Below are 15,766 nucleotides of genomic sequence, written 5' to 3'. Positions count from 1 at the left end.
TAGTTGATGATTTTGACAACTAAAAAAAAATTATGGAAGATCAAAAAAATCAAACAAGCAGCTCAGCTTCATCTGATACAATACCAAAGGTGACAGGAATTGGCGGGATTTTCTTTTTTTCAGACAATCCGCAGGAAACAAAAGGCTGGTATGCCAAAAATCTGGGATTTGAAATCAGTGATTGGGGAACGTCAAGTTTTGAATCCAGAAATATTGACAAACCAGAGGAGATCCACTCTCTTCAATGGAGCCCTTTCAAAAAAGGAGATGAATATTTTTCTCCGTCCAAAAAAGATTTTATGATTAATTACCGTGTTCAGAATATTGAAGGATTAGTAAATCAACTCAAAGAAAACGGAGTAACCATACTGGACGACATTGTGACCTATGATTATGGAAAATTTGTACATATCATGGATGCAGAAGGCAACAAAATTGAATTATGGGAGCCTGCTTAGAGTAAAAAAAAGCTTCTGCAAAATATGGAAACAGATGAAAGTTAATCTTATATGTTTTACTCGTTATAAGTCATAGTTATAAAATCTTTTTTTGTAGTATAATGTTAGTCAATGATACACATTATGCAGATAATATTTAAATAAACAAATTGAAGTATCTTGTTAAATCAGGATAGTTTTTCTTCAATTTGTTTATTTATTGTTGAATTAATAATAGACAGAGTAAGGGAATCAATTTCACTTGGAAAAAAAACGTCTAATACTTCCTGAAATATCGGATCAGCATTTTCAATCAGTGAAAAAAGCGTCATTGAAGAACGTAATTTGCGGGCATCTAAATCGCCGAAAATAGATTCGGCAGATTTTCTTTTAAAAGTTAAAAGCAATTCTGAAATTTCAATAAGGTGTTTGCCTAAAATTGGATGGGCCAGAAATTCATTGGCTTCTTCCAAATTTGCGATGGCATAATAATTTGCATTATCACTGGAACCTAATCCTTTTATTTGAGGAAAAATAAACCACATCCAGTGAGTTTCTTTTTTTCCTTTTTTAATTTCAGAAAAAGCAGTAAGATAAAGTTTATTTTGCGCGTCTAAAAAACGCATCAGATTATTGTTTGAGTGAGTCATTATAATATTTATAATTATAGAAAAAGGGTGCGAAAGTAATCAAAAAGAGGAGTGTTACGAAATTAAAGGTCCATGCAATGAACAGTTTAACTTTTAAAGGAAGAATTTTCTACTTTATTTAAGATGTGAAATAATTTCCATTATTTACTAAAATTATAATTCTCTGTTAACTCTTCTAAAAGTCAAATTAATCCTGGGCAGTACCTCTCTTGCCGTTTTAGGAACCTGATGCTGCCAAAAACTGTTGGTCGTTCCTGCCATTAATAAAAAAGATCCATGATGTAAAGGAATATCTACCCGCGGGATATCTTTTCTGAATTTATGGCGAAGTCTGAACATTCTTGTTTCCCCAAAAGTCACTGAAGCAATGACAGGGTTCTTGCCTGTATGATGCTCTTGATCGCTATGCCAGGCTACACCGTCATTACCGTTTCGGTAAAAATTAAGAAGGAGGCTGTTAAAACTCAGCCCGGTTTCAGCTTCTACTTTTTTACGAATTGTTAGCAGTTCCGGAGTCCAATCAGGTCCTTCCTGACTGGCTCCAATATTTTCTTTGTCTTCATACCAGGCTATCATTCTTGGAGCAGTAACAGTTTTGTCAAAGATTTGCATTTCATATTCTCTCCATTTTGTCTGATGGAGCAGTATGTTGTAATAATAATCAGATTCTTCTTTATTAAAGAAATTATCGATCAAAATAAGTTCAGTATCCGGAAGGTCAAATATTTTTTTGCCACATAAACCAGACGAAAATAATTCGGTGTCGTTAAATAGCATCATAAGTTGTTTTTTTATTCAAGCATATTAAATGTTCTGGAAAAAGTTCTTCAGTATAATTGCTTTTAATTTATTGAAACAAAATTAATACAGTTTGTAACAATTTTAATTATATTTGCTGTTACAAATTGTAACAAATTTATTATGTCCTTATTTTCAGACAATATCAGAGCTTTAAGATTAAAGCATAAAATATCGCAGGAGAAATTAGCAGAGGGTTTACAAATTACCAGAGGCAGGTATGTCAAATACGAAGACGGAACCTCAGAAGCACCTTATGATATTTTAAAGAAAATTGCACAGCATTATCATATTAGTATTGATTTACTGCTATCAGTAGATGTTCGTAAAATTGATGTGCAGGATTTATTAAAGCTGGAAAACAACCGGCTTATTTTACCCATACAGGTAGATCGGGAAGGAGAGGACTTTATTGAAATAGTTACACAAAAAGTAAAGGCCGGTTATTTAAACGGATATGCAGATCCCGAGTATATTGAAAACCTGCAGCAAATCTCACTTCCTTTTTTAGGACCCGGTAAGCACAGAGGTTTTCCGGTTGAGGGAGATTCTATGCCCCCGCATGAGGATGGAAGCATTATTATTGGCCGTTATGTAGAAAGACTTGGAGAGGTTCAGGATGGTAAAACTTATATATTAATAACCAAAAGTGAGGGAATGGTTTATAAGCGTCTCAATAAAAACAAAAAAAATATTCTGGTTTTAGAGTCTGACAATAGTTTTTATCCCAAATATGATGTTAAGGTTTCGGATATTCTTGAAATTTGGGAATATGAGTGTAATATTGGACGTAGTGATAAACGGCAGGAAATGTCGGAAACCCAAATTACAAAAGAATTGCTTTTAGAAGTAAAAAGGGAAGTGTCTGAAATTAAGAATAGTATTTTAAATATAAGTTGATTTGTAATGAGAATTTAGAGCTGAAAGAAATAAAAAACGGGAAATAGAAGAATTTCTTCTATTTCCCGTTTTTTAAATAACCTCCTTGTAATGCAAAGTTCAAATCTTCTGGCTCATGGAAAGTTATTGTGAAGCGAGAACAGCAATTTTCAATCCTTCAAAGGCATCCTCAATGGTTACAGTGAGTTTATGATCCTTATTTTCTATCTTCTGAATCAGGTCAGACAGAATCAATTGTACAGATTTACCATATACCTCACCTTTGGTTTGAGGAATTTCAAAAGTACCAGAAATCATTTCGTCAACATCATAGGCTATTCCGCCGCAGTATGTCAATTCTTTATCAGGTGAAGGTGATGGATCGGAGGCACCCCAGCCCTCAGGTCTGGACGTATCTCTCAGATTATTGAGAGCTTCAGCCTTGTTCATTGTCCAGCCTGGAATACTTTTTAATTGTTCTTTGCTCTCTTCGTTTACGAGTGCTTTCACAGTTCCTTTTAATGGTATCCAGCCTTCTATTTCTACTCTGGCCAGATCGTAAGCAAGGTTTATAGTTGTCTGCTCAAATAGACCCGGGCCTGAAAAAGCATGATAATAACTGGCAATCAATCCTTCATTGTACAATACCATAGCGGCCATCCGATCTCGTTGTGATTCATTCCGGCTATGTGAAACTCCATATACCTTGCTGTATTGCTGACCGCTTAAGGCATTAACGATATCAAAAAAATGCACGCCGTGCTCTACAAGAATGCCACCGGATAATTCTTCTTCCCAAAACCAATGATGGACAGGTAAAGCAGCATCCTGGGCATAATTGTTCACTACCACGTGTCTAAGTTTGCCAAGTGCGCCGCTTTGTCCCAATTGCATAAAAGTTTGAATAATAGGGTTATATCGGATCATATGGTCAACCGTAATGATCATGCCTGTTTCCTTCTGCGTATTTAAAATTTCCCGGGCGCCTTCTTCGCTAATTGCTACTGGTTTTTCAAGTAAAACATGCTTGCCTGCTTTCATAGCTTCACATGCCATTTCAACATGGAGGCTGGGAGGTGTAACGATGCTTACAATATCTATTTCGGTATCGTTGATGAGTTCTTTCCAATCATGATAGTTTCTGCAGTTTTCAGCATTGTGGGGATGTTTTCCGGAATCGGCAATAGCGACAACTTCAACATTGTCCAGCTTGGCCCACCAATGGTGAAGAAACCTGCCAAATCCTCCATAACCAATTATTCCTATTTTATATTTTTTCATGTCTTTTTGATATTATATTTTATCCTATTTTAACCTTATGTTTAGTCAATAAATAAATATAAGTAGTTGATTACAATGAATTTACTGATATTTTTAAGATTGTCAAAATAATTTTTATTAAATTCTGAGGGCTTTTTGCTTTTTACAATAGCTCTGCGGGGACATTAGGCTTCGTGAAATTAAAAATCCAGTGGGGCAAGATATGAGCGGCTATTATTTATAGAACAAGGTTGCTGATTGTTGTTTTTTAATTCTTGCAAAATGTTTGAATATTGTGGATATTGGGAGCAGCAATTTTAGATAAATTTTTCACAATGCTGTGGAATAGAATTAAAAGGAGAAGCGAAAAGAAAAAGAAAATAAAACACACACTAAGGCAAAATTAATTTTATATTTTTGAACTGTTTTAGACATCTTTGTGAGCTTTATATTGCTGCTCTAATCCGGAATCAGTTCCTTATCCTATCCGGAATACTCATACACAGCCGAAAAATAGAAAAATAAAACAACAATAAAAATTCAGGCAATTCAAATGCCGATTAATTTTATATCATTTTAAAAAAAGGACGGAAAATGGAACTTAAAATCCGGGTTAATCAATCCCACTATTGATTCAGAAATATATAGCCATTGTTAGGACTTTTTAAAGTAAACAACAAAAGATAAATTTAAATAATAAACCAAAATGAAGTCAAATTTTTTTTATGCACTAAGTATTTGCAATCTGTTAGCCTTTAGCTTCTATCTCTTTTCATTTTCTAAGAATGAAAATGTTAAAGTAGTTGATTTTCAGGATAAAATAATAAAAGTAAGGGGTATTGTTGTTGTTGACTCACTTGGGGTTGAGCGGGTTATTATTGGTTCGCATTTGCCTGAACCTAATTTAGGCAGTTATGGGAGCAGACTAAATTCAAGAGGTAAGGTTGGCGTTTCAGGTGTTATGCTCTATGATGCGGAAGGACAGGAAAGAGGAGGATATGTTACAGATGACTATTTAGGAAATGCGTTTCTGTCTTTAGACTCGAAAACCAATATGCAATTGTTATTACTATCAGAACCACAAGGTGCTGCAGCAATAATGTTAAATAGTCATGATAGAAAAAACACGATAACACTATCTACCAGTGATCAAAATGCAGATGTAAAATTGAAGCAGAATGATAAAAATGTAAAATTATATGAAAATGGAAAATAATAAAATTCTATATACGCTCATTTTACTTTTTGCGGTACTGGGTTGTAAAAGTCAAAATATTTTTATTCCTAAACTAACCAATATAAACCCGGTATCTTATACGGATGTGGTTTATACCGGTATTAAAGACACTGTTCTTGTTTCTACTTTCAGTGGACGGATTTCCAAAAGAATAAACGGCAACCCAAAAGAAATTGTAATTGCAAAAATTACTGATGAAATTTATTCTCTGGCCTATCATCCCCAACGAAAAGAAATTGCAGCTGCCACTTTAGAAAACAGTATCCTTTTAATCAATGAGAAAAATGGAAAAATCATAAAAAAACTGCCTTTAAAAACCACTTGGTCTATTGCTGTTTTCTTTTCGGATAATTTCAATTATCTGATTACCCAGGACCAGAAAAAAAACCAATACATCTGGGATGCAACCAAAAATTATCAGGAATTGGTATTGTCAACTGATTTTCCAAAAGGAAATATTGTCAAAATTGACAAACAAAATATAGCAACAATTGTGACCTCCAATAAAGTTACTTATTGGAATATGAATAATAATACGGTACAAAAAGAAACGTTAGTTGACCTAAAGAAATTTACGGATATGGATGGTGAAGGAAATTTTCTTTCTTTAAATTATAATGAATGTACCAAATACAACAGCAATACGCATCAGTCAGAATTTAAGGTAAAGCATCCTAATTGGATTACGCATGATATAGAAGATGAAAGTAAAGTATACGAAGACGATTACAGCATGAATCTTACCACGGCAAAATTTGCTAAAAATAAAATTTTTACGGCTAGCATTGACCGTTCTATAAGGGTTTGGGATAAAAAAACCGGTGAGCTTTTAAAATCACTAACAAGTCATAAAGGAACTGTGAATAAATTAAAAGTAGCAAATGACGAAAGCCAACTTGTATCAATAGATCTAAAAGGCGGTATCCAGTTTTGGAATCCAGATTAAAAAACCTGGTACAACAGGGTCTACAAATGCAAAAGCCTTTAATAGTTGATGCGCCAATACAAAACAAAACTTGCCATATAGTTTAAAAAAAGACATAAAAAAACCTATTTCTAGATGAAATAGGTTTTTTGTTTTAGTGACCACGGTGGGATTTGAACCCACACGCCCTTACGAGCACCACCCCCTCAAGATGGCAAGTCTACCGTTTCTCCACGTGGCCGAAAATAAAAAAGGCCAAGTAAATAATTACTCGACCTTTTGTGACCCGACTGGGGCTCGAACCCAGGACCCCATCATTAAAAGTGATGTGCTCTACCAACTGAGCTATCGAGTCATTGCATTCAAGAAACTTATATTGTGAATCACAAAATTTGTGACCCGACTGGGGCTCGAACCCAGGACCCCATCATTAAAAGTGATGTGCTCTACCAACTGAGCTATCGAGTCATTTCGTTTCTTGAACGCGGGTGCAAATATAAGGAGTTTATTTTATTATTTGCAAGCAAATTTATTATAAATTTGTCTTTTTTTAACCAAAGTTCACAATGCCTTAGTTTATAAGGTTTTATTAAAATGAAAAAAATTATATTATTAGGATATATGGGTTGCGGAAAGTCTACAATTGCCCAAAATTTATCAAAAGCGACAAATATTCCATATCTGGATTTAGATAAATGTATCGAAAAAAAAGCAAATTTATCTATAAGTGAAATTTTCGAACAGCATGGCGAAATCTACTTTCGAAAATTAGAACACGAAATATTTGTAGAATTACTTCAGTCTTCAGAAAATAGTATAATAGGATTAGGCGGAGGAACGCCGTGTTATGCAAATAATCACGAATTATTAAAAAGAGATGATGTTGCTTCAATTTACTTAAAGGCTTCCATAGAGACTTTATATGGCAGATTAATTCATAACAAGAGCAAGCGTCCCTTGATAGCTGATATGAATGAGGGTGAAATGAAAGAGTTTATTGCAAAGCATTTATTTGATAGAAGCTTTTTTTATAATCATGCGCAATATAAAGTTGCGGTTGATGATAAAACTGTTGAAGAAACCGTTCAGGACATTCTGGAGCTATTAGCTTAAAAAAGCATAGTCGTCACCATTTTCGTCAAAAATCACCTGAACATGTTCCAGTAAGGATGTTGATAGTGAAATTCCTTTAAAATCTGCTTTTACCGGATATTTTTTGTGATTTCTGTCTACAAGTACAGCAGTTTTGAATTTCTTTAAGGGAACGTCCAGGAAATGACGAACAGCATAAATTAAAGTAGTTCCGGAATTTAGAACATCATCAACCAGTACTAAGCCTTTGTTTTCGTATTCTGTTACGGACAAAGAAGTCTGTATTGGTAATTGAGGATTTTGTTTGTCTACTATAACTTCACACAACGAGATTTTAAGAGTAGATATACTGCTTAAGGCTAAAGCAATTTTTTTGGCAAAAATAGATCCGTTAGTAGCGATTCCGGCAATCACAACTTCATCTTCATCAACAAAAGTCTCGTAAATTTGATAGGCGATACGCTTTATTTTGTGTTCAATTTCCTGATTGGTCAAGATGATATTTTTGCTCATGATTTATTTTTTTGCTAAAGTACAAATTTTAAATTCCAATATAAAAAATCCAAATTCCAATGTCAGAAAGAATTTTAAAATTATAATGTTGAGGTTTTTATTTTAGATTTTTGAATTTGTATGTTAGATTTTATAGATGGAAGTTTTGGAATTTGGAATTTTAAAATTAGAGTTTAGTTTTACTCTTCTTCATCAAAAATTTCATTCCCATATTCGTCAATATCCCTACGGTCTTTTTTGGTAGGTCTTCCGGTACCGCTTTTGCGATAATGCTCTTTTGATAGTTTTAATAATTCTAAATGAGCATATGTTTCTGCCGGAGTCTCATTTTTTCTGTAGATATCAACCAATTTTGCTCCGACACGGCTTTCCGGAATATCAAGGACAGTAATTATTTGTGTAATCTGGTCTTTTCTGAATGTTATCTTGTCAGTAGGAAAAACTTCTTTAGATGGCTTGGCTACCTGACCATTTACTGTAATGTGGTTCTTTTTACAAGCCTCGGTAACCATATTTCGGGTTTTGTAATATCGTACGCACCATAGGTATTTATCTATTCGCATAATTTTTCTAAAATCAGAGTTAAATTCTTTACAAAAATAAATCAATATTGTATCTTGCGCACTTAAAAAATTAATAATAATGAACAAATTTAAATATTTTTTTATTCTACTGGTTGCCGGTTCTTCTTTGATTTCCTGTAATAAAAATGATAATGATGATCAGAAAACAGAACCAATAAGAGATTTTGCCGTGCAATACGCCACAGATAAGGCTACTATCGAGGGATATTTAAATACACATTATATTGTAATTACGGAAAGTGCAGGCAATATGGAAGATATGGATGTGGTTATAGATTCTATTGAAGATACTGCAACACAAGTGCCCATTATGTCATATAAGGCTAATGTAGGCACGGCTACTTTTCCTCAGTTAAGATCTAAAAGTGTTGATTTACACGGAATAACTTACGAGCTTTATTATTTAGTTTTAAGAGAAGGGACGGGAGAATCTCCAATGAATACCGATGGAGTTTTGGCTTCTTATAGTGGAAGTTATCTGTCAGATGTGGCTAAAACGGATAAAAATCCGGCATATATTAAGACAACGTTTTTTGAACAACTTAAATATCCTCAATCTGCCTTTGACTTGACTGGAGTTGTAAGAGGGTGGGCAGAAACTTTTCCTGAATTTAAGACAGGAAATTCCAGTGGAAATACTAATGGAACGATTACCTATACTGATTTTGGTGCAGGAGTAATGTTTCTTCCTTCAGGACTGGGTTATTATACGGGCAGTAATTCAATACCTGCTTATCGACCTTTGGTATTTAGTTTTAAATTATATCAGATACAAAGACTGGATCATGATGCAGATGGTGTCTTGGATATGTATGAAGATATTAATGGAGATGGTTATGTGCGTGATTTTAGTAACACAACAGCATATCCTAATAAACCGGTTAATCCGGATGATACAGATGGCGATGGTGTTCCTGATTTTATAGATATAGATGACGATGGCGATAGTTATACCACTAAACTTGAAATTACTAAGCCGGCTGGTAAAGTTGGTGAAGTTATTGAGGAAGGAATTAAGGTCTATTATGGGCCAAGTAAATATTTTCCATTTGAAAAGTTTGATGTGGAAGATGATCCGGAAACACTAAATATTAATGAGAAAAATTTAAATAGTGAGCCTAAAGGAATTCCGGCATTTGTTAAGACTGAAACGCTTAATGGTGTAGTTAAAAATGTTTATGATTATGAGACCGCAGGCAGACTTAAGATACATCTTGATAAAGCACATAATACGACCAAGGTAACTACGATAACTGCAAAGCCTTGATTTGAAAAATAGAAAATGAATATAAAAAACCTCGAAATCACTTTCGAGGTTTTTTTATAAATAAGAAAATCTGAAATTATTTTCTTTTGATAACTTTTTCTGCAGCTTCAACAATCGCCTGATTGTTTAATTTGTATTTCTCCATTAATTGTTCCGGAGTTCCGGACTCACCAAAACTATCGTTTACAGCTACAAATTCTTGTGGGGCAGGAGTATTTAGAGCTAATACTCTTGAAACGCTTTCTCCAAGACCTCCAAGTATGTTGTGCTCTTCGGCAGTTACAACACATTTTGTTTTTGCCAATGATTTAAGAATCGCTTCTTCGTCAAGAGGTTTGATTGTGTGAATATTAATTACTTCAGCAGAAATTCCTTTTGCTTCTAATGCTTCGGCAGCAATAAGAGCTTCCCAAACCAAGTGTCCTGTAGCAATAATCGTTACATCAGTTCCTTCGTTTAGCAAAATAGCTTTTCCGATTACGAAAGGCTCGTCAGCAGGAGTAAAGTTTGCTACAACCGGACGTCCGAAACGCAAATAAGCAGGACCATGGTGATCAGCTAAAGCCAGAGTAGCTGCTTTTGTCTGATTGTAATCACAAGTATTGATTACAGTCATTCCCGGCAGCATTTTCATTAAACCAATGTCTTCTAAGATTTGGTGTGTTGCTCCATCTTCACCAAGTGTTAAACCTGCGTGAGAAGCACAAATTTTTACGTTTTTATCAGAATAAGCAACTGATTGACGAATTTGGTCGTAAACTCTTCCTGTTGAGAAATTTGCGAAAGTTCCTGTAAAAGGAATTTTTCCTCCAATTGTTAAACCTGCGGCGATACCAATCATGTTAGCTTCTGCGATTCCAATCTGGAAAAAACGCTCGGGGTGATTTTTTTTGAATTCATCAAATTTTAATGAACCAATTAAATCGGCACATAATGCAACAACATTTTCGTTTTTCTGACCTAATTCAGTCATTCCCGCTCCAAAACCAGAACGGGTATCTTTACTTCCTGTATTTGTATATTTTTTCATTTTTGTTTTTTTGCTGTACGCAATAGGCTGTAGGCAATAGACATAAGACTTGTTGCTTAAAGCTTAAAGCTTTTTTTAATAATCGATTTGATCTTCAGAATAGTTTTGAGCCAAAGCAGTTGCCAATTGATCATTGTTTGGTGCTTTTCCGTGCCAGGCGTGAGTATGCATCATGAAGTCAACACCATTACCCATTTCAGTATGTAGTAAAATACAAACTGGTTTTCCTTTTCCTGTTCTTGATTTAGCGTCAGTTAATCCGGCAATAATTGCTTCGATATTATTTCCTTCTGTGATTTCTAAAACATCCCAGTCAAAAGCTTCAAATTTAGCACGAAGGCTTCCCATTGCTAAAACTTCGTCTGTAGTTCCGTCAATTTGTTTTCCGTTAACATCGATAGTAGCGATAAGGTTGTCTACTTTTTTTGCAGAAGCATACATGATAGCTTCCCAGTTTTGACCTTCCTGCAATTCACCATCACCATGTAAAGTGTAAATTAAATGATTATCTCCGTTTAATTTTTTAGCCTGAGCTGCACCAAGAGCTACAGATAAACCTTGTCCTAATGAACCAGAAGCAATACGAACTCCGGGTAATCCTTCGTGAGTCGTTGGATGTCCTTGTAAACGAGAGTTTAGTAATCTGAATGTTGCTAGTTCTGAAACAGGGAAATAACCGCTGCGCGCTAAAACGCTATAAAAGACAGGAGAAATATGTCCGTTTGAAAGGAAGAAAATATCTTCTCCGATTCCGTGCATATCAAAACCTTCTTTACGTTCCATAATATTTTGGTATAGCGTTACCAAAAATTCAGTACAACCTAGTGAACCGCCTGGATGGCCTGAGTTGACAGCATGTACCATTCGAAGAATATCTCTTCTTACTTGGATAGTTAAATCGCTTAATTGTTGTGTGTTAGGCTTCATTTTATATGTAAAAGTTAAACTGGTGCAAAAGTAATTTTTATTTTGCGGTATGACAAATGATTTTTTGCTTTAGTTTGTCACAATTGTTAAATTGTGGCTCTTTTTTTATTGATACCGAAAAAAAACTTGAAAATCTTGCTGACAGTATATAAAAAAGTTTGCCACTGATTAAAGATTAAATTGATTTTAAAAATCGTGTGTTAATCTGTATAATCTGTGGCAAAAATAAATCCTGGTAATTTGCAGCAAAAAAGGTTATTCTGTATCGCCTTCGCTGTAAAAGTTGTTTTCTTCGTCTTCAGAACCAATTTCTTCCTGTTCGTCATCAAGTTCAGAACCTGGAATGTCTAAATCATTTCCGATTTTGTCACTATTTTGTTTCCATTCATGATTATCCTGATTGATGATTCTTTCGCCGGAAATATCTTCAGGATCGATGTCTTCCAGTTTGTCTTCCTGATTGTAAATATCTTCATTTGCCGGATAATCTAAGTTTTCGAGGTTGCTTTCAATTTGATTTTCTTTCATTGGGTTTTTATCATCTGAATTTATCATAATTTCTATAATTTTTAATTAATACAATTCTACTTTTCTTTTGTAACTAAATTAAAGAATCAATGCTAGAGTTTTGTTACACTTTGTCGGTTTGATATTGCAGTTTTTACATTTGGATAATCGTAAGTTATTGAATGACTCTTTGGTTTTGCGTTAGGGATAGAAGCGGCATCTCCCGATTTAGAAAAACAAGGCTTTTTTTGCCGTAGTTTTTGTTAATTGGGAATATAGCGGATAGCCCGGCCCTTGGGAAACGCCCAAAAAAAAGTTAAAAGTTTCAGGTTTTCTTTGTTTCAAGTTTAAGATTAGTAAATCATTATCTAATTTCTAATTGACAAATTGTCTAATTAATTAAAATTCTCTCAAATTAGCCTATCTTTGCCGACTGAAAAACGCATATATGAAGTTTGATTTATTACAAAAAGATCCGCAGTCGAAAGCAAGAGCGGGGAGCATCACTACTGATCACGGAGTTATTGAAACTCCTATTTTTATGCCCGTTGGTACGGTTGCTTCTGTAAAAGGAGTGCACCAACGTGAGCTTAAAGAGGATATTAACCCGGATATTATTCTTGGAAATACATACCATTTATATTTACGCCCGCAGACTGAAATCCTTGAAAAAGCAGGAGGATTGCATAAATTTATGAACTGGGATCGTAATATTTTGACGGATTCAGGAGGATATCAGGTGTATTCGCTTTCAAATAACCGAAAAATTAAGGAAGAAGGAGTGAAGTTCAAATCACATATTGATGGTTCATATCACTTTTTTACACCGGAAAATGTAATGGAGATTCAGCGTACTATCGGAGCCGACATAATAATGGCTTTTGATGAATGTACGCCTTATCCCTGCGATTACAGATATGCGCAGCGTTCTATGCATATGACGCACCGCTGGCTGGATCGCTGTATTAATCACTTAGAAAAAGTGCCTTATAAATATGGGTATGAGCAAACGTTTTTTCCGATTGTTCAGGGAAGTACTTACAAAGATTTGCGTCGTCAATCGGCTGAATATATTGCTAATTCCGGTCAGCAGGGAAATGCTATTGGAGGTTTGTCGGTAGGAGAGCCTGCCGAAGAAATGTACGCCATGACCGAAGTGGTTTGTGAAATCTTACCGGAAGATAAACCCCGATATTTAATGGGAGTTGGGACTCCTATTAATATTTTGGAAAATATTGCTTTGGGAATTGATATGTTCGATTGTGTAATGCCAACACGTAATGCCAGAAATGGTATGTTGTTTACGTCAAACGGAACAATCAATATTAAAAATAAAAAATGGGAAGCTGATTTTTCTCCAATTGACGAAATGGGACATACTTTTGTAGATACTGAATATACGAAAGCTTATTTGCGTCATTTATTTGCTGCCAATGAATATTTAGGAAAACAAATTGCGACGATTCATAATCTTGGTTTTTATATGTGGTTGGTTCGTGAAGCCAGAAAACATATCTTAGCAGGAGATTTTAGACCATGGAAAGAAATGATGGTTAAAAATATGAGTCAAAGATTATAAAGAGTTTCATGTTTTTTTAGTTTCAAGTTTCAGGTTGCTCACAGAAATCTGAAACTTGGAACTTGAAACGCGAAGCTTTTCAACTTGAAACTATAAAGATATATGTTAACGATAATAGATAAATATATTTTAAAAAGATATTTGGCCACTTTTTCGGTGATGTTGCTATTATTTATTCCGATTGGAATTGTAATTGACGTTTCTGAAAAGGTGAATAAAATGCTGGAAAACAAGATTCCGTTTATGGATATTGCGATCTATTATTATAATTTTACTGTATATTTTGCAAATTCCCTGTTTCCGATATTTTTGTTTTTATCGGTAATCTGGTTTACCTCAAAACTGGCCAATAATACTGAAATTATTGCAATTTTGAGTTCCGGTATTTCATTTACACGATTTTTACGGCCTTATATTATAGGTGCGACAATAGTTTCGGTTTTTGTTTTATTAATGGGATTTTTTATTGTTCCTGCTGCCAGTGAAGGATTTAATAATTTTAGGTACACCTATTTAAAAGGAAATGGTAAAGCTGAAATGCGCGGTGAAAATACGAATGTTTACAGACAGATTAATGACAACGATTTCATTTTTGTTAATAGTTTTAATGATGAGTCCAAAACAGCATTTAATTTTTCTTTAGAACATTTCGAAAAAGATAAATTGACCTATAAAATTACTGCAAGCCGTATTAAATGGGATCCCAAAAAGAAAATATATACGCTGTATGATTATACTAAAAGAACGGTTGGGGCACTGAACGATAAAATTGAAAAAGCACCTGAAAAAAATGTAGCCTTCAAGTTTGAATTAGAGGATTTAACTCCTGTCGTTTATATCGCTGAAACTTTAAGTTTGGGAAAGCTTTATAAATTTATTGAAAAAGAAAGAAAACGTGGTTCAGGAAATATAAATACGTACTTAGTAGTGCTTTATAAAAAATACAGCGTTCCTGTATCTGCTTTTATTCTGACAATTATAGCTGTTGCGGTTTCTGCCATGAAACGCCGTGGTGGTATGGGTGTCAATCTTGCTATTGGAATTGCAATTGCCTTTTCTTTTGTTTTTTTTGATAAAATATTTGGTACTCTTGCCGAAAAATCTACTTTTTCACCTTTTTTAGCTGTATGGTTTCCGAATATCGTTTTCGGAATGCTTGCGGTTTATTTATTACGAAATGCGAAACGATAATTTAAAAAGTTATTTAAAACTTCATTTAATTGTTTTTATTTGGGGTTTTACGGCAATTTTAGGTGCATTAATTACGATTGATGCCGAAAATTTGGTTTGGTATAGAATGCTTCTTGCCGGAATTTTTCTGGGTGTTTTTATCCTTTACAAAAAACAATCTTTTCAGGTTCCCGTTAAAGAATTTTTTAAATTGATTTTCGTCGGATTATTAATTGCACTCCATTGGATTTTCTTTTTTAAAGCCATTCATGTTTCAAATGTTTCCATAACCCTTTCGATATTTTCGCTCGGAGCTTTTTTTGCATCTTTATTGGAACCTCTTTTTTTTGGACGGAAAGTATTATGGTATGAGGTTTTTTTCGGACTTGTAATTATTGGAGGTTTAGCATTAATTATGCAGGTAGAAATTAAGTATTTGCATGGTGTTTATTTTGCATTGGCTTCTATTATTCTTGGTGTATTGTTTACGCTTATGAATGGCAAATTAATAGCTGATCATGAACCATCAGTAATTACTTTTTATGAATTTGGTGCCGGGGTTTTCTTTATCTCCATTTATTTTTTAGTGTTGGGAAAATTCAATGCAGAATTCTTCTCCATATCATTAAATAACTGGATTTTACTGTTTATTTTAGCATCAGTCTGCACGGCTTATGCTTTTACGGCTTCTGTAAAAGTTATGCAGAAATTAACTCCTTACACAGTAATGTTAACGACTAATTTAGAGCCGGTTTACGGAATTGTCTTGGCTTATTTTATTCTTGGAGGAAAAGAAAAAATGAGTATGGAATTTTATATTGGTGCCATAATAATTGTAATTACAGTTATCTTAAATGGCGTTTTTAAACATTATCAAAACAAGAAAGAAGTGTAATAATTTATTGTTATTA

The 15,766-nt window shown here is 34.1% G+C and carries 17 protein-coding genes and 3 tRNA genes; 9 read left to right on the top strand and 11 right to left on the bottom strand.

Annotated features, from left to right (window positions below):
* The first annotated feature begins 32 nt into the window (after window positions 1-32).
* Complete coding sequence (locus ACEN92_RS10155; protein WP_495642238.1) at window positions 33-458, top strand: VOC family protein; 426 nt, start codon at window positions 33-35, stop codon at window positions 456-458.
* Between the two features lie 167 nt (window positions 459-625).
* Here the strand turns inward: ACEN92_RS10155 and ACEN92_RS10150 are convergent, their stop codons facing one another.
* Window positions 626-1,087 carry a DUF1810 domain-containing protein gene (locus ACEN92_RS10150; protein WP_495642237.1) on the bottom strand — a complete coding sequence of 154 codons (462 nt, stop codon included), beginning with the start codon at window positions 1,085-1,087 and terminating at the stop codon, window positions 626-628.
* 153 nt (window positions 1,088-1,240) lie between these two features.
* Window positions 1,241-1,867, bottom strand: a complete 627-nt coding sequence (locus tag ACEN92_RS10145) for an alpha-ketoglutarate-dependent dioxygenase AlkB family protein (RefSeq protein WP_495642236.1) — start codon at window positions 1,865-1,867, stop codon at window positions 1,241-1,243.
* A gap of 141 nt (window positions 1,868-2,008) precedes the next feature.
* Between ACEN92_RS10145 and ACEN92_RS10140 the strand changes: the two genes are divergently transcribed.
* Window positions 2,009-2,785 carry an XRE family transcriptional regulator gene (locus tag ACEN92_RS10140; RefSeq protein WP_495642235.1) on the top strand — a complete coding sequence of 259 codons (777 nt, stop codon included), beginning with the start codon at window positions 2,009-2,011 and terminating at the stop codon, window positions 2,783-2,785.
* Window positions 2,786-2,908: 123 nt separating this feature from the next.
* Here the strand turns inward: ACEN92_RS10140 and ACEN92_RS10135 are convergent, their stop codons facing one another.
* Window positions 2,909-4,045: a Gfo/Idh/MocA family protein gene (locus ACEN92_RS10135; RefSeq protein ID WP_495642234.1), complete on the bottom strand. Its 1,137-nt coding sequence runs from the start codon at window positions 4,043-4,045 to the stop codon at window positions 2,909-2,911.
* A 685-nt stretch (window positions 4,046-4,730) separates the two neighbouring features.
* Here ACEN92_RS10135 and ACEN92_RS10130 point away from each other — a divergent pair.
* A complete protein-coding gene (locus ACEN92_RS10130) occupies window positions 4,731-5,240 on the top strand; it encodes a hypothetical protein (RefSeq protein WP_495642233.1) in 510 nt (169 codons plus the stop codon).
* Window positions 5,230-6,207: a WD40 repeat domain-containing protein gene (locus tag ACEN92_RS10125; protein WP_495642232.1), complete on the top strand. Its 978-nt coding sequence runs from the start codon at window positions 5,230-5,232 to the stop codon at window positions 6,205-6,207. The genes ACEN92_RS10130 and ACEN92_RS10125 overlap by 11 nt, the downstream gene beginning before the upstream one ends.
* A 137-nt stretch (window positions 6,208-6,344) precedes the next feature.
* Here ACEN92_RS10125 and ACEN92_RS10120 read toward each other — a convergent pair.
* The 3 genes from ACEN92_RS10120 to ACEN92_RS10110 all read right to left on the bottom strand — a co-directional run bounded on the left by ACEN92_RS10120 (window position 6,345) and on the right by ACEN92_RS10110 (window position 6,654).
* Window positions 6,345-6,427, bottom strand: a tRNA-Leu gene (locus ACEN92_RS10120).
* 41 nt (window positions 6,428-6,468) lie between these two features.
* Window positions 6,469-6,541: transfer RNA gene (locus tag ACEN92_RS10115), tRNA-Lys, on the bottom strand.
* A gap of 40 nt (window positions 6,542-6,581) precedes the next feature.
* Window positions 6,582-6,654: transfer RNA gene (locus ACEN92_RS10110), tRNA-Lys, on the bottom strand.
* A gap of 126 nt (window positions 6,655-6,780) precedes the next feature.
* Here ACEN92_RS10110 and ACEN92_RS10105 point away from each other — a divergent pair.
* Window positions 6,781-7,299: a shikimate kinase gene (locus tag ACEN92_RS10105; protein WP_495642231.1), complete on the top strand. Its 519-nt coding sequence runs from the start codon at window positions 6,781-6,783 to the stop codon at window positions 7,297-7,299.
* On the opposite strand, the gene ACEN92_RS10100 is transcribed toward ACEN92_RS10105, so the two are convergent.
* On the bottom strand, window positions 7,291-7,791 hold the full coding sequence (locus ACEN92_RS10100; RefSeq protein ID WP_495642230.1) for a phosphoribosyltransferase domain-containing protein: 501 nt from the start codon (window positions 7,789-7,791) through the stop codon (window positions 7,291-7,293). The two genes, ACEN92_RS10105 and ACEN92_RS10100, sit on opposite strands and share 9 nt — an antisense overlap.
* 179 nt (window positions 7,792-7,970) lie before the next feature.
* Complete coding sequence (locus ACEN92_RS10095; RefSeq protein WP_495642229.1) at window positions 7,971-8,354, bottom strand: RNA-binding S4 domain-containing protein; 384 nt, start codon at window positions 8,352-8,354, stop codon at window positions 7,971-7,973.
* Between the two features lie 79 nt (window positions 8,355-8,433).
* On the opposite strand from ACEN92_RS10095, the gene bamM reads away from it, so the two are divergent.
* A complete protein-coding gene (gene bamM, locus ACEN92_RS10090; protein ID WP_495642228.1) occupies window positions 8,434-9,642 on the top strand; it encodes a BamM family beta-barrel-assembly machinery protein in 1,209 nt (402 codons plus the stop codon).
* A 76-nt stretch (window positions 9,643-9,718) separates the two neighbouring features.
* Here the strand turns inward: bamM and ACEN92_RS10085 are convergent, their stop codons facing one another.
* From ACEN92_RS10085 to ACEN92_RS10075, 3 genes are all read right to left on the bottom strand, one after another.
* Window positions 9,719-10,672, bottom strand: a complete 954-nt coding sequence (locus ACEN92_RS10085) for a transketolase family protein (RefSeq protein ID WP_007807696.1) — start codon at window positions 10,670-10,672, stop codon at window positions 9,719-9,721.
* 75 nt (window positions 10,673-10,747) lie between these two features.
* A complete protein-coding gene (locus ACEN92_RS10080; RefSeq protein ID WP_495642227.1) occupies window positions 10,748-11,599 on the bottom strand; it encodes a transketolase in 852 nt (283 codons plus the stop codon).
* A gap of 255 nt (window positions 11,600-11,854) precedes the next feature.
* Window positions 11,855-12,154: a hypothetical protein gene (locus ACEN92_RS10075; RefSeq protein WP_495642226.1), complete on the bottom strand. Its 300-nt coding sequence runs from the start codon at window positions 12,152-12,154 to the stop codon at window positions 11,855-11,857.
* A gap of 400 nt (window positions 12,155-12,554) precedes the next feature.
* Here ACEN92_RS10075 and tgt point away from each other — a divergent pair, with 400 nt between their 5' ends.
* The 3 genes from tgt (at window position 12,555) to ACEN92_RS10060 (ending at window position 15,750) form a co-directional block, all read left to right on the top strand.
* Window positions 12,555-13,685 carry a tRNA guanosine(34) transglycosylase Tgt gene (gene tgt, locus ACEN92_RS10070; RefSeq protein WP_495642225.1) on the top strand — a complete coding sequence of 377 codons (1,131 nt, stop codon included), beginning with the start codon at window positions 12,555-12,557 and terminating at the stop codon, window positions 13,683-13,685.
* 102 nt (window positions 13,686-13,787) lie between these two features.
* Complete coding sequence (locus tag ACEN92_RS10065; protein WP_495642224.1) at window positions 13,788-14,876, top strand: LptF/LptG family permease; 1,089 nt, start codon at window positions 13,788-13,790, stop codon at window positions 14,874-14,876.
* On the top strand, window positions 14,863-15,750 hold the full coding sequence (locus ACEN92_RS10060; RefSeq protein ID WP_495642223.1) for a DMT family transporter: 888 nt from the start codon (window positions 14,863-14,865) through the stop codon (window positions 15,748-15,750). The genes ACEN92_RS10065 and ACEN92_RS10060 overlap by 14 nt, the downstream gene beginning before the upstream one ends.
* Window positions 15,751-15,766: the final 16 nt, after the last annotated feature.

Source organism: Flavobacterium sp. Flavsp81 (assembly GCF_059491325.1).
Note: the sequence above shows the minus strand (reverse complement) of the source record. Positions and strands in the feature narration are given on the sequence as shown.

Bases quoted from the DNA above. Each gene is read 5' to 3' on its own strand.
- ACEN92_RS10125 (WP_495642232.1), top strand. From the start codon at position 5,230: ATGGAAAATAATAAAATTCTATATACGCTCATTTTACTTTTTGCGGTA.
- ACEN92_RS10065 (WP_495642224.1), top strand. From the start codon at position 13,788: ATGTTAACGATAATAGATAAATATATTTTAAAAAGATATTTGGCCACT.
- tgt (WP_495642225.1), top strand. From the start codon at position 12,555: ATGAAGTTTGATTTATTACAAAAAGATCCGCAGTCGAAAGCAAGAGCG.
- ACEN92_RS10130 (WP_495642233.1), top strand. From the start codon at position 4,731: ATGAAGTCAAATTTTTTTTATGCACTAAGTATTTGCAATCTGTTAGCC.
- bamM (WP_495642228.1), top strand. From the start codon at position 8,434: ATGAACAAATTTAAATATTTTTTTATTCTACTGGTTGCCGGTTCTTCT.
- ACEN92_RS10085 (WP_007807696.1), bottom strand. From the start codon at position 10,672: ATGAAAAAATATACAAATACAGGAAGTAAAGATACCCGTTCTGGTTTT.
- ACEN92_RS10075 (WP_495642226.1), bottom strand. From the start codon at position 12,154: ATGATAAATTCAGATGATAAAAACCCAATGAAAGAAAATCAAATTGAA.
- ACEN92_RS10145 (WP_495642236.1), bottom strand. From the start codon at position 1,867: ATGATGCTATTTAACGACACCGAATTATTTTCGTCTGGTTTATGTGGC.
- ACEN92_RS10150 (WP_495642237.1), bottom strand. From the start codon at position 1,087: ATGACTCACTCAAACAATAATCTGATGCGTTTTTTAGACGCGCAAAAT.
- ACEN92_RS10080 (WP_495642227.1), bottom strand. From the start codon at position 11,599: ATGAAGCCTAACACACAACAATTAAGCGATTTAACTATCCAAGTAAGA.
- ACEN92_RS10105 (WP_495642231.1), top strand. From the start codon at position 6,781: ATGAAAAAAATTATATTATTAGGATATATGGGTTGCGGAAAGTCTACA.
- ACEN92_RS10095 (WP_495642229.1), bottom strand. From the start codon at position 8,354: ATGCGAATAGATAAATACCTATGGTGCGTACGATATTACAAAACCCGA.
- ACEN92_RS10140 (WP_495642235.1), top strand. From the start codon at position 2,009: ATGTCCTTATTTTCAGACAATATCAGAGCTTTAAGATTAAAGCATAAA.
- ACEN92_RS10135 (WP_495642234.1), bottom strand. From the start codon at position 4,045: ATGAAAAAATATAAAATAGGAATAATTGGTTATGGAGGATTTGGCAGG.
- ACEN92_RS10100 (WP_495642230.1), bottom strand. From the start codon at position 7,791: ATGAGCAAAAATATCATCTTGACCAATCAGGAAATTGAACACAAAATA.
- ACEN92_RS10060 (WP_495642223.1), top strand. From the start codon at position 14,863: ATGCGAAACGATAATTTAAAAAGTTATTTAAAACTTCATTTAATTGTT.
- ACEN92_RS10155 (WP_495642238.1), top strand. From the start codon at position 33: ATGGAAGATCAAAAAAATCAAACAAGCAGCTCAGCTTCATCTGATACA.